Genomic DNA, 12397 nt, shown 5'->3' with positions numbered 1-12397 from the left:
CCGTGTTGCTTCGTCTCGCCTACCTGACCATCACCAACGCGTTCGCCGCGCTGCGGTTGCTACCGATGAGCGACCGCGACAAGGACGCGGAGATCCTCGCCCTGCGCCACCAGATCATGGTCCTTGAGCAGCAGCTCGGCACGGACCGGGTGAAGTTCACCTCGCAAGACCGAGCCTTCCTCGCCGCTCTGCTGGTGCCGCTGCCGCGTCAGGTTCTGCGTCGGCTCCGGTTGCTGGTCCAACCCGCCACCGTACTGCGATGGCACCGCGACCTGATCAAGCAGTGCCACGCCCCCACCTGCCAACCCAAGAGGTCACGCCGCCCGCCCACCGTTCGCTCGATCCGCATCCTGATCCTGCGCCTGGTCCGGGAGAACCCGTCGTGGGGCTACCGCAGAGTGCACGGCGAACTCGCCACCCTCGGCATCAACATCGCCGCCTCCACCGTCTGGGAGATCCTCAAGACTGTCAATCCCCTCGAAACGTGGAGGACTTCCCTATGCTGCTCGGTCCTTCTGATGCGAGCGTGACCGGGCTTCGGTGATGGTTCGTTCGAACTCCACCGGAGGTAGTCCGCCGGCCGCGCTTTGTCGGCGGCGTGTGTTGAAGAAGTCCGCGATCCAGGTCGCGATCTTCAGCTGTGCCTCGGCTCGGGTGGCGAAGCGATGCCGGTGGACGTACTCGACCTTGAGCACGCTGTGGAACGATTTCGCGGCCGCGTTGTCCAGGGCCGAGCCCACGCGCCCCATGGACTGCACCACGCCCAGACGGTCACACAGGCTGTTGTACGCCTCACTCGTATATTCCGAACCGCGGCCCGAGTGGAAGATCACGCCGTCCACGGTGCCGCCGCGCGTCGCGGCTGCCATCTTGGGTGACGCGCTGACCAGGGCCGCATCGTGCCGCTCACCCATCGCGTAGCCCAGTACCCGGCGCGAGAACGCGTCATGGACGGACGCGAGGTAGAGCTTGCCCTCACCGGTCTCGATCTCGGTCATATCGCCCCACCACAAGACGTCCGGAGCGATCGCATCGAACCGGCGGCGCACCAGGTCACGAGCCACCTTCCGTTTGCCCGCCTGACCTCGCGTTTCGTCGGCTGCTCAGGGCGGCTGCGCCATTTGTAGAACCAGGACTCGGACACCCCGAGTGCCCGGCAGGCGACGGTGTGCGGGACGTGGTGCTCGGTCCGCTGGCCGGCGATGAAGCCCGCAACCGTCACTTCGTCGCCTCCTTCACCCAGAGGACCACGGAGCGCTTGAGGACATCGCGCTCCATCCCGATCTCGCTGTTCTCCTTGCGCAGCTGCTTGTTCTCCTCGCGCAGCCTGCGCAGTTCCTCGCGTTCGGATTCGTTCAGCCCGCCCGCGGCCTCCGCGTCCGCGCGGGCCTTGGCCCGGTGGACCCAGGTCTGCAGCGTGCCCTCGTGCACGCCCAGGTCCCGCGCAACCTCCGCGGCCGGTTTCCCGGTCTCCATCACGATCCGTACCGCACCCTCACGAAACGGCGCGTCGTACGACCGTCGCTTCCCACCCATGACCCTCAACTTCCCCTTCAGTCACACCTCCACGCTACGAGGGGAAGGTCAGCGTTCAGTATCTCCCAGACCGTGGAGGCGGCGATCTGATGCCCGCGTCGGGCCAACTTCCCCTGGATCCGCCTGTGTCCCCACCTCGGATTCTCCTGGGCCAGCCGCAGGACGAGCGTCTTGACCGCCGCCCGGGTGGGCAGGCGTCCGGTGCGCCGGCGCACGCTGTAGTCCCACTTCGCGGCAATGAACCTGCGGTGCCAGGCGAGCAGGGTGCCGGGGGTGACCGGGAAGACCTCGCGCCAGCGCCGCCGGGGTACCAGCGTGGACAGCACGGCGAACCAGAACCGGTCGGCAGGCTCGTAGCGGACCGGACCGGCCAACTGCCGGCGCAGCACCCCATTCTCGTCCCGCAACACCAGCAGTTCCGCGTCCCTCGCCGCCTCACTGCGGAGCAGTACCGACGGTGCGCACAGCAACTTCCGGGCCACCTTGTACAGCAAGGACACGATCACGCGGACATGGTCCCTCTGGACCCACCGCACCCCGCTCACCTGCGACGACGACTTTTCGAGCGGCACACGCAGTCTGGCCCACCCAGTAAGCCCGCCAACTCCTGTGGCAGCTCGGCGACCGCGCCACCGACTTCACCCACCTCATCCGGGACCGGGACGCGAAGTTCACCGCCGCCTTCGACACCGTCTTCGCCAGCGAGGGCATCACCGTGGCCAAAACCTTTCCACGCAGCCCCAGCTGCAACCCACACGCGGAACGCTTCATACGCTCCGTACGGGATGAGTGCACCAACCGTCTGCTGATCTTCGACCGCGGCCACGCCGAGACAGTCCTCCACGACTACGCCCGCCACTTCAACGCCCACCGACCCCACCAAGGCCGCAACCAGCTCGCGCCCCGCGACGCCCCGGACGTCATCCCCCTGCCTGCAGCCCACATCGCACGCCGACGAGCCGTCGCCAGCCTGATCAATGAGTACCGCCGAGCAGGCTGATCAATCGGCGAAAATGGCAACTCAGGCCCTGTGCAGCCATTCTGAACCGGTACGGGGCCCGCGGATACACGAAGTTAACTTCCCAGACTCGGGTGTGAGACCGGTCCGGCCGACGATCGCAATACCTATCAAGCGACAGGTATCTGTCGACCGATCGGAGGTGCGGCGATGAGCCGGCCCGAACTCCCCCTTGCGCAGGACCCTGGCGGCGGTGGCACGACCGGCCACGCCCTCTTCGGCTACCAGCAGGAACTCCGCCGCGGCGTAGGCGGCTTCGCGTCGTTCGCCGCGGGGTTCTCCTTCGTGTCGATCCTCACCACCGTCTTCCAGCTGTTCGGGCTGGGCTTCAGTCTCGGCGGCGCGGCGTTCTTCTGGACGTGGCCGCTGGTCTTCGCGGGCCAACTGCTGGTCGCGCTGTGTTTCGCCGAACTGGCCGCGCGCTGGCCCATATCCGGGGCGATCTACCAGTGGTCGAGCCGGCTGGCCGGCACCACGACGGGCTGGTTCGTCGGCTGGATCATGATCATCGGGCAGATCCTCACGGTCGCGGCGGCCGCGATCGCGGCACAGGCGGTGCTGCCGGGCATCTGGTCCGGGTTCCAGATCGTCGGCGGTCCGGGCGCCGATCCGTCGGTGGGCTCCCCGACCGGCGCGCAGAACGCAGTCCTGCTGGGATGCGTCCTGCTGGTCATCACCACGGTGGTGAACATCCTGGGCATCCGCCAGATGGCCGCCGCCACCAGCTTCGGCGTCACGGTCGAGATCATCGGCGTGCTCGCACTGGTGCTGATCCTGTTCTTCCTGCCCGAGCGGGGTCCGCAGGTGGTGGCCCACCCCACCGGCTGGGCCGGCCACGGCGGCTACTTCGGGGCCTTTCTCGCGTCCTCGCTGATGGCAGCGTACGTGATGGTCGGCTTCGACTCGGCGGGCGAGCTGGCGGAGGAGACCCACAGCCCGCGCCGGACCACTCCCCGGACCATCCTGCGGGCGCTGATCACCTCGGGTGTCGGGGGCGCGTTGCTGATCGTCTCGGGGCTGATGGCGGCGGGAAGTCTGACCGACGGACAACTGGCCGCCGGTGGTCTGTCCTGGGTGCTCACCGACCGGCTCGGCGGGGTTCTGGGCCGACTGCTGCTGTGTTGCGTGGCGGTCGCGGTGTTCGCCTGCACCCTGGCTGTGCAGACCTCCGGGGCGCGGATGATGTACTCCATGGCCCGCGAAGGCGCCCTGCCCTTCCACCGGCACCTCGGCAAGGTATCGGCCCGCACCGGTACGCCGATCACCACGTCGATCGTGGTGGGCGTCGGCGCCGCGATCGCGCTCGTGGTCAACATCCGCCAGTCGGCGATCTTCACCGCCCTCTCCAGCCTCTGCATCGCCCTGCTGTACCTGGCCTATCTGGGCGTGACGGTGCCGCTGCTGGTCACCCGGATCCGGCAGCGGGGCAGCGGCGGGCTGCCGGTGGGCGTCGACGAGACCGGCCGGCCCTTGTTCTCGCTGGGCCGATGGGGAGTGGCGGTCAACGCGCTCGCCGTGCTCTACCAGGCCGGTATGACGGTCAACCTGATCTGGCCCCGTGCAGAGATCTACGACCTCACCGGCGGCACGTGGTGGCTGCGGTGGAGCGCCCTGCTGTTCATCGGGCTCAGCCTGGCCGCCGGTGCCGGCTACTTCCAAGCCCGCCGGCTGCACCGCCGTATCGAGCTGAGGCACGTACCGCACACGCACACCGAGCCGACCCTCGACGCGCAGGCCGTCGCCGAGCCCGCCTGTGGGCCCGTGTGACACGAGCGGACGCACCGATGACGTACCGACGAAGGGACGACGGGACATCCATGACCACCACCGAGAGCTCGACCGCCGTGCCGCCACAAGGCCGCTACCCGACCGGGCAGACGCCCACGCGCGCCCGTGATCTGCACCTGACCGACAGTGTCCACAGTGCCCGCGACGACGCCCGCGCCCAGGGCGGCCAGGTCGGTGCGTGGATGCCGTTCCTGCCGGCGTCGGACAGCCCGTACTGCCCGCCGGGGGTGGACGCGACCGCCTTGGTATGGGCGGAGACGGTGGCGCCTGGCGGCTACACACACAAAATCCTTGCCCGCGGCACACGGCTGCGCTTCGACGACCCGAGCGGTGACGCCTGCGCCCACCTGCTGCTCTTCAACGCCCTGGAGCCGGTGGAGCGGCTCAACGTCGCCGACACCCAGAAGGTACCCTGGCAGGCCTATCCGGGCCAGGACCATCCGCTACTGTCCGGCGACGGCCGGATCCTGGCGGTGGTCAGCGCTGACTCCTCCTCCCGGCACGACGCCTTCTGCGGCACCACCACCGACGCCTGGAACGAGCGTAAGTACGGTGACGCCCGCCCCGAGGGGCCGTCGCCGTCCGGCCGCGGGCTCTTCCTCAAAGCGGCCGCCAAGCACGGTCTGAGCCGGCGCGACCTGCCACCCAGCCTGTCCTTCTTCCAGGGCGTGCGCGTCGAAGCGGACGGCACCCTGGCCTGGCAGGGCAGCGCGGGGGCGGGCACGCATGTCGAACTCGTCGCGGAGATGCCCCTGTTGGTGCTGGTCGCCAATGTCGCCCATCCGCTGGACCCTCGTCCCGGCTATGTGGTCGGCCCACTGCGGGTGCACGCCTGGCGCGGTGCCCCGACCGGCCCCGGCGAGCCGCGGTTCACCGCCGCTCCGGAACTGCACCGGGCCTACCTCAACACCGTCGACTACTGCGAAGCCCGGGGGCTGTGACATGGCGAGCACGCGGACCGAGACCAGGCCCGTCAACTACCCGACCGCCGCCGGCGGCACGGTCGCCTCCACCGTCCCCGTGGGCGCCGTGTACGCGGAGGGCTCTCCCCTGGACCGGGGAGCGAGTCTGGTCGAGGGCGCCGTCGTCCTGAACGAGACGGTGGCCCCCAACGCGCCCTGGTCGGCGGTGGTGCGGACGGGGCACGTCCTGACGATCGTCGACGTCGGCGGCAACCAGTCGGCCGACTGTCTGCTCTACAACGCCGACGATCCCGAGGAACGCTACAGCGTCCCCGACACCCTGGCCTGGCAGGGCAACGCCTATGTGCGCACCGGCACCGTGCTGCGCAGCAGCGAGGGCCGCCCGTTGATGACCGTCGTCGCCAACGAGGTCGACCGCCAGGACACCATCGGCGGCGCGTGCGGCAAGGAGTCCAACACCCTGCGCTACGGCCATCATGTGATGTTCCAGCACGGCTGCCGGGAGAACTTCCTCGCCGAGGCCGGGCGGCGTGGCCTCGCGGTGCGGGACATCGTCTCCAACCTCAACTGGTTCATGAACGTGCCCGTCGAAGCGGACGGCGCGCTGGGCATCGTGGACGGCATGTCGGCGCCGGGCCGCCGGGTTGCGGTGCGCGCCGAGACGGACGTGCTGGTGATGGTGTCCAACTGCCCGCAGATGAACAACCCGTGCAACGACTTCAACCCCACTCCGCTGCGGATGATCGTCGTGGAGCCGGCACCGGTCGACGTCGACGCACGGTCCGCGGAAGCCGCTCGCACCGCGAAGGAGGGCGCGTGAGCCGCCCCACCGCCGTTCTCGTCGCCAACCGCGGTGAGATAGCCCGCCGTGTGATCCGCACCGCCCGGAAGATGGGCCTGGGCACCGTCGCCGTCTTCTCCGACGCCGACCGGGCCGCCCCGCACGTCCGCGAAGCCGACCACGCGGTCCGCCTCGGTCCGGCGCCCGCCCGCGCGTCGTATCTGCGCGGCGAGGCGATCATCGAGGCCGCGCTCGCCCAGGGCGCGGGCATCATCCACCCCGGCTACGGCTTCCTCTCCGAGAACACCGTCTTCGCCCGTGCCGTCGAGCGGGCCGGTCTGCGTTTCGCGGGACCGACCGCCGACCAGATCACCGCCTTCGGTGAGAAGCACACCGCACGCGCCTTGGCCAAGGCCGCCGGCGTGCCGCTGCTGGCCGGGACGGAACTACTGGCAAGCGCCGAGGAGGCTGTCACCGCGGCCGGGTCGATCGGGCTGCCCGTGATGGTCAAGGCCACCGGCGGTGGCGGCGGCATCGGCATGCAGGCCTGCTCCACCGCCGACGAGGTGCGCGAGGCATTCGCCCGCGTCGCGGCGCTCGCAGAGTCCAACTTCGGGTCCGCCGGGGTGTTCCTGGAGAGCCTCGTGCGCCCCGCCCGCCATGTCGAGGTGCAGGTCTTCGGCGACGGCACCGGCCGGATCGCCGTCTTCGGCGACCGGGACTGCTCGTTGCAGCGCCGCAACCAGAAGGTCGTCGAGGAGGCCCCGGCCCCGGCCCTGCCTCCTCATGTGCGGGCACTGCTGCACGACTCCTCGCGGCGGCTGCTCGCCTCCGTCGGCTACCGGGGCGCGGGGACGGTGGAGTTCGTCTACGACCCCGTGCGCGAGGAGGCCGCCTTCCTGGAGGTCAACACCCGTCTCCAGGTCGAGCATCCGGTGACCGAGGAGGCGTACGGCGTCGACCTCGTCGAACTGATGCTCGTCCTGGCCCGCGACGGCTGGGTCGAGGACGCGGTGTTCGAGCGGGAGTGGACGCCCGCCGGGCATGCCGTGGAGGCTCGCGTCTACGCCGAGGACCCCGGCAAGGACTCGCTGCCGTCCTCGGGCCTGATCACCCGAGCGGCCTTCCCCGGCCAGGGCGCCGACAACATGCGCGGCGTGCGCGTCGACGGCTTTGCCGAAACCGGTCTGGAGGTCTCGCCGTACTACGACCCCATGCTCGCCAAGGTGATCGCGAGGGGCCCCACCCGGGACGCCGCGTTCGACGTGCTCGGCCAGGCCCTGGCCGCAAGCCGGATCGACGGCATCGTCACCAACCTGGGCCTGCTGCGCGAGCTGGCCGTGCGGGGCGAGGTGCGCGAGGCGGTGCACAGCACCAGCACGCTCGCCACCACCGTCGACCCCGAGCCGCGCGTCGACGTCCTGGTGCCGGGCGCGATGACCACCGTCCAGGACCTTCCGGGCCGACTCGGCTACTGGCACGTGGGTGTACCGCCGAGCGGCCCCTTCGACGCCGTCTCCTTCGCCGAGGCGAATCTGGCCGTCGGCAACCCGGCCCAGGCGCCTGGCCTGGAGGTCACCGCGGGCGGGCTGGCCCTGCGCTTCTCGGCCGCCACCGTGGTCGCCGTCACCGGCGCCCCCGTCCCGGTCACCGTGGACGGCAGCGCGGCAGGCCTATGGGAGCCGGTCACGGTCCCGGCCGGCGGCACCCTGGTGCTGGGCGCCTGCCGGGGGCCGGGTCTGCGCAGCTATGTGGCCGTCCGGGGCGGCATCGACGTACCCGAATACCTGGGCAGCGCCTCGACGTTCACCCTCGGCGGCTTCGGCGGGCACGGCGGGCGGGCGCTGCGCGCCGGGGATGTGCTGCGACCCGGAGCTTCGGCGACGGCCGGTGGCGGCCCGACCCCGCCCGAGCGCCGGCCGGCGATCACCTCGCACTGGCGGATCGGTGTCACCGAAGGGCCGCACGCGGCGCCCGAGTTCTTCACCCGCGGGGACATCGACACCCTCTACGCCACTGACTACAAGGTCCACCACAACTCGGCCCGCACCGGCGTCCGCCTGATCGGGCCCAAGCCGCGGTGGGCGCGCCAGGACGGCGGTGAGGCCGGGCTGCACCCCTCCAACATCCACGACACGCCGTACGCGGTGGGTGCCCTCGACTTCACCGGCGACACACCGATCATCCTGGGCCCCGACGGGCCGTCCCTCGGCGGGTTCGTCTGCCCCGCGGTGGTCGCCAGCGGCGAACTGTGGAAGCTCGGCCAGCTCCGCCCCAGCGACACCGTCCGCTTCGTACCGGTCAGGGAAGCCGAGGCGGCCGCCCTCGATGCCCGCCGCTCCTCCCCCACGCTGATCAGCACGGGCGGAGACGGCGACGACGGCGTACTCGGCCGCCTGGAGGCCACTGATGCCCGCCCCGCCGTCACCTACCGCCGGGACGGCGACGACAACGTCCTGGTCGAGTACGGCCCCATGGTCCTCGACCTCGGCCTGAGGATGCGGGTCCACGCCCTGCAGGAGACCCTCGCCGGCCACGCGCCCGACGGCATCCTCGACGTCACCCCGGGCATCCGCTCCCTCCAGATCCACACCGACGCCCGGCGGCTGAAGGCCCGTGACCTCACCGCCCTGCTGCGCGAGCTGGAGGACGAAGTCCCGCCCAGCGACGAACTGGTGGTCCCCTCCCGCACGGTGCGGCTGCCGCTCAGCTGGGACGACCCGGCGACCCGCCTCGCCATCGAGCGGTACATGGCCGGGGTGCGCGACGACGCCCCGTGGTGCCCGTGGAACATCGAGTTCATCCGCCGAGTCAACGGCCTTCGGACCGCCGACGACGTCTACCGCACCGTTTTCGACGCCTCCTACCTGGTGCTCGGCCTCGGCGACGTCTATCTCGGCGCCCCCGTCGCCACCCCGCTCGACCCACGGCACCGCCTGGTGACCACCAAGTACAACCCGGCCCGCACCTGGACCGCGGAGAACTCCGTCGGCATCGGCGGCGCCTACCTGTGCATCTACGGCATGGAAGGCCCCGGCGGCTACCAGTTCGTCGGCCGCACCGTGCAGATCTGGAACCGGTTCCGCAAGGGCGGCCTGTTCCGGGACTCGCCGTGGGCGCTGCGCTTCTTCGACCGCATCGAGTGGTATCCCGTCACCGCGGAGGAACTGCTCGAACTGCGGGCCGAGGCCGACGCCGGGCGCGGTGACTTCGCGACCGAGGAGGGCACCTTCTCGATCGCCGAGTACAACGCCTTCCTCGCCGCGGAGGCCGACTCGATCGCCGCGTTCCGCCGGCGGCAGAGCACCGCCTTCGAGGCCGAGAAGCAACGCTGGCGAGCTGCGGGAGAGTTCGACCGCGCCGACGATCCCGAACCCGTGACCACCGCGGCTGCCGTCACCCTGCCGGATGGGGCGGTCCCGGTCACCGCGCCGTACACCGCCACCGTCTGGCAGATCGCCGCCGAGCCAGGCGCCACCATCGCGAGCGGCGATGCGATCCTCTCCCTGGAGGCGATGAAAATGGAGTCCAAGGTGAACGCCCCCACCGCCGGGACACTGCTGGAGATCTACGTCAAGCCCGGTGAGCAGGTCGCCCCCGGCCAGGTCCTCGCGGCGGTGCGGGCATGAACGCCATGACACCGACCGCACGCGTCCAGGCCGCCTACGACCGGATCGAGGGCCTCGGCCGGCCCGAGATCTGGATCCACCTCAGGCCACGCGAGGAGGTGCTCGCCGAGGCGGCCGGTGTCGACCCGGCGCTGCCGCTGGCCGGCCTGGTGGTGGCCGTCAAGGACAACATCGACGTGGCCGGCCTCCCCACCACTGCGGGCGCCCCGTCGTACGCCTACGAACCGCAGGCCGACGCGCCCGCGGTGGCGCGGCTGCGCGCGGCCGGCGTGGTGGTGCTCGGCAAGACCAACCTGGACCAGTTCGCCACCGGCCTGGTCGGCACCCGCAGCCCCTACGGCGCGGTGCGCAACGCCTGGGACGCGGCCCGTATCTCCGGCGGGTCGTCCTCCGGATCCGCCGTCGCGGTGGCGCTGGGCGTCGCCGACATCGCGCTCGGCACCGACACGGCCGGCTCCGGGCGGGTGCCCGCCGCCCTCAACGGCATCGTAGGCGTCAAGCCCACCAAGGGTCTGGTGCCCGTGACCGGGGTGGTCCCCGCCTGCTACACGCTCGACTGCGTGACCGTCTTCGCCCGCGACCTGCAACTCGCCCGCACCGCCGCGGAGTTTGTCGAAGGCCCCGATCCGGCCGATCCGCTCTCCCGCACCGGCACCCAGCTTCCGCCGCCCCCCGCGCGCCCGCGGATCGCCGTACCGGCCGGGGAGCATCTGAACGGCATGGCCGACGGCTGGCGCGAAGCCTTCGACGCCGCCGTCGCCCGCTTGGCGGGCGCCGGGACGGAGATCGTCGAAACCGACATCACCCCGCTGCTTCAGGTCGCGGACCTGCTGTACGGCGGCGCGTTCGTCGCCGAGCGGTACGCCGCCGTGGGCGCGCATCTGGAGAAGCACCGCGTCCTGATCGGGGCGGACCTCGATCCGACCGTCGCCGCCATCGTGCTGGCAGGCCGGGAGAAGACCGCCGCCGACTGGGCCGCCGACACCGCCAGGCTCGCAGCGCTCGGCGCCGCCGGACGCGCGGTGCTCGACGGCTGTACAGCTCTCCTGACGCCGACCACCACCTGGCATCCCACCCTCGATGAGGTGGCGGCCGACCCGGTCGGCGCCAACGCCCGGTTGGGACGGTTCACCAACTTCGCCAACCTGCTGGACTGCGCCTCGCTCGCCGTTCCTGCCGGGTTCGTGGACGGCCTGCCGTTCGGCGTGATGTTCACCGGACCGGCCTTCTCGGACCGCGCCCTGGCCGCGCTGGCCGAGCGGTTCGCCAACCCCGGGCTCGACCTGTTCGTGGTCGGCGCCCACCTCACCGGTCAGCCCCTCAATGCCCAGTTGGTGCAGGCCAGCGGCACCCTGACCGGCCCGGCCCGCACCGCAGGCGGCTACCGGCTGTACGCCCTGGCCACCGAGCCGCCCAAGCCCGGCCTGCTCCGGGTCACCGAGGCCGGGCGGGACGCCGGCGCCGGGGCGGGTCACGCCACGGCGTCAGGCGGCAACGCGCGGACGGGCATCGAGGGCGAGATCTGGCGGCTGCCCGCTGCCGGGTTCGGGGCGTTCACCGCCGCCGTGCCCGCGCCGATGACCATCGGCACCGTCGAACTGGCCGACGGGCGGCAGGTCTGCGGCTTCCTCGTCGAGCCGTACGCCGTCGAGGGCGCGCCCGACATCACCCGCTTCGGTGGCTGGCGGGCGTACACGGCGTCCGCGTGACCGGAGGCCGCAGGGCGGACACCTGGTGGCAGGATGGGGCCATGACGACGACGCGTCCCCGTCAAGGCAGGCCCCGGCACACGCCGCCGTCCGACCCCGGCACCTCCGCCCGGGAACAGATCCTCGACGCCGCCGGGGCGCTCTTCGTCGACCATGGGATCACCAGCACCAGCACCCGCATGATCGCCGAGCGGGTCGGCATCAGGCAGGCCTCGCTCTACTACCACTTCGCCACCAAGGAGGAGATCCTCGCCGAGCTGCTGGCGACGTCCGTGCGGCCCAGTCTGCAGATGGTGGACCGGATCCGGGCCCTGGTGCCCGAGCAAGCGGATGCGGCCGCCGCACTCTACGCCGTGGCCGCTATGGACGTACACACCCTCTCCCGCACTCCGTACAACATCGGCACGCTCTATCTGCTGCCGGAAGTACGGGCCGAGCGGTTCGACGCCTTCCGGGCCGATCGGGGCCGTCTGCAGTCGAGCTACGGCACGCTGGGCGCCCTGGCGGCGACCGAGGACGTTGCGCACGGCCTGCCCGCCGAGCGGCTCGGTGAACTCCTGATCCAGCTGGTGGAGGTGGTCATCCAGGTACGGCGCTCCCGTGAGCCTGATGCGGCTGACACCGAGGCCATCGCGTCGTCGTGCCTGCGCCTGTGCGGGCTCGGAGAGCCGGCGGTGGCCGCCGCCCGGGAGGAGGGCCGGTCGCTGCTGAGCAGCCTGGACTGACCGCCGACCCACCGCACACCCTCCAGCGCCCGTCCCGCGTGAAAACCCGAGTTCGGGCCCCTGATCAGGACGTTTCACTGCGGGACGGTGGTGGACCGGGGCATGATCAAGATCCATGCGGTGGTCATGGATCTATCTGCTGACGCGCAGGTCGCTGGAGCTGGCAGGCCTGCGGCTGCTGGGCAACGCTGCCAAGGACGTCGAACTGCTGGTGCTGCGGCACCAGCTCGCTGTGCTCCAACGCCAGCTCGGTAAACCGAAGTTGGAACCGGCCGACCGGGTTCTGCC

8 protein-coding genes and 3 pseudogenes are annotated in these 12397 nt (G+C 71.1%); 8 read left to right on the top strand and 3 right to left on the bottom strand.

Annotated features, from left to right (window positions below):
* Positions 1 to 2: 2 nt before the first annotated feature.
* Positions 3 to 464: pseudogene (locus VXC91_RS36895) on the top strand (integrase); the annotation flags it as partial.
* A gap of 33 nt (positions 465 to 497) precedes the next feature.
* Here the strand turns inward: VXC91_RS36895 and VXC91_RS36890 are convergent.
* The 3 genes and pseudogenes from VXC91_RS36890 to VXC91_RS36880 all read right to left on the bottom strand — a co-directional run.
* Positions 498 to 1067, bottom strand: a pseudogene (locus tag VXC91_RS36890) (IS3 family transposase); the annotation flags it as partial.
* A 151-nt stretch (positions 1068 to 1218) separates the two neighbouring features.
* Complete coding sequence (locus VXC91_RS36885) at positions 1219 to 1536, bottom strand: transposase (protein ID WP_329511717.1); 318 nt, start codon at positions 1534 to 1536, stop codon at positions 1219 to 1221.
* Between the two features lie 50 nt (positions 1537 to 1586).
* A pseudogene (locus VXC91_RS36880) lies at positions 1587 to 2042 on the bottom strand (integrase core domain-containing protein); the annotation flags it as partial.
* 209 nt (positions 2043 to 2251) lie between these two features.
* Here VXC91_RS36880 and VXC91_RS36875 point away from each other — a divergent pair.
* The 7 genes from VXC91_RS36875 (at position 2252) to VXC91_RS36845 (ending at position 12109) form a co-directional block, all read left to right on the top strand.
* The gene (locus VXC91_RS36875) at positions 2252 to 2536 is read left to right on the top strand and encodes an integrase core domain-containing protein (RefSeq protein ID WP_329511716.1); all 285 of its coding nucleotides are present in this window, start codon (positions 2252 to 2254) and stop codon (positions 2534 to 2536) included.
* Between the two features lie 168 nt (positions 2537 to 2704).
* Positions 2705 to 4321, top strand: coding sequence for an amino acid permease (locus VXC91_RS36870; protein WP_329511715.1), 1617 nt, complete (start codon positions 2705 to 2707; stop codon positions 4319 to 4321).
* 50 nt (positions 4322 to 4371) lie between these two features.
* On the top strand, positions 4372 to 5283 hold the full coding sequence (locus VXC91_RS36865) for an urea amidolyase associated protein UAAP1 (RefSeq protein WP_329511714.1): 912 nt from the start codon (positions 4372 to 4374) through the stop codon (positions 5281 to 5283).
* Position 5284: 1 nt separating this feature from the next.
* Entirely contained in the window at positions 5285 to 6085 is an 801-nt protein-coding gene (locus tag VXC91_RS36860; protein ID WP_329511713.1) for an urea amidolyase associated protein UAAP2, read from the top strand.
* Complete coding sequence (gene uca, locus VXC91_RS36855; protein ID WP_329511712.1) at positions 6082 to 9675, top strand: urea carboxylase; 3594 nt, start codon at positions 6082 to 6084, stop codon at positions 9673 to 9675. The genes VXC91_RS36860 and uca overlap by 4 nt, the downstream gene beginning before the upstream one ends.
* A gap of 5 nt (positions 9676 to 9680) precedes the next feature.
* On the top strand, positions 9681 to 11384 hold the full coding sequence (locus VXC91_RS36850; protein ID WP_329511718.1) for an allophanate hydrolase: 1704 nt from the start codon (positions 9681 to 9683) through the stop codon (positions 11382 to 11384).
* 41 nt (positions 11385 to 11425) lie between these two features.
* A complete protein-coding gene (locus VXC91_RS36845) occupies positions 11426 to 12109 on the top strand; it encodes a TetR/AcrR family transcriptional regulator (RefSeq protein WP_329511711.1) in 684 nt (227 codons plus the stop codon).
* Positions 12110 to 12397 lie beyond the last annotated feature (288 nt).

This window comes from Streptomyces chiangmaiensis, from assembly GCF_036281785.1.
GTDB classification, from domain to species: Bacteria; Actinomycetota; Actinomycetes; order Streptomycetales; family Streptomycetaceae; genus Streptomyces; species Streptomyces chiangmaiensis.
This window is presented reverse-complemented; position numbering and strand designations above follow the sequence as displayed.

What these genes read in the sequence shown, in the direction of transcription:
- VXC91_RS36885 (WP_329511717.1), bottom strand. Translation starts at nt 1,536, where the DNA reads ATGGGTGGGAAGCGACGGTCGTACGACGCGCCGTTTCGTGAGGGTGCG.
- VXC91_RS36870 (WP_329511715.1), top strand. Translation starts at nt 2,705, where the DNA reads ATGAGCCGGCCCGAACTCCCCCTTGCGCAGGACCCTGGCGGCGGTGGC.
- VXC91_RS36865 (WP_329511714.1), top strand. Translation starts at nt 4,372, where the DNA reads ATGACCACCACCGAGAGCTCGACCGCCGTGCCGCCACAAGGCCGCTAC.
- VXC91_RS36860 (WP_329511713.1), top strand. Translation starts at nt 5,285, where the DNA reads ATGGCGAGCACGCGGACCGAGACCAGGCCCGTCAACTACCCGACCGCC.
- VXC91_RS36850 (WP_329511718.1), top strand. Translation starts at nt 9,681, where the DNA reads ATGACACCGACCGCACGCGTCCAGGCCGCCTACGACCGGATCGAGGGC.
- VXC91_RS36845 (WP_329511711.1), top strand. Translation starts at nt 11,426, where the DNA reads ATGACGACGACGCGTCCCCGTCAAGGCAGGCCCCGGCACACGCCGCCG.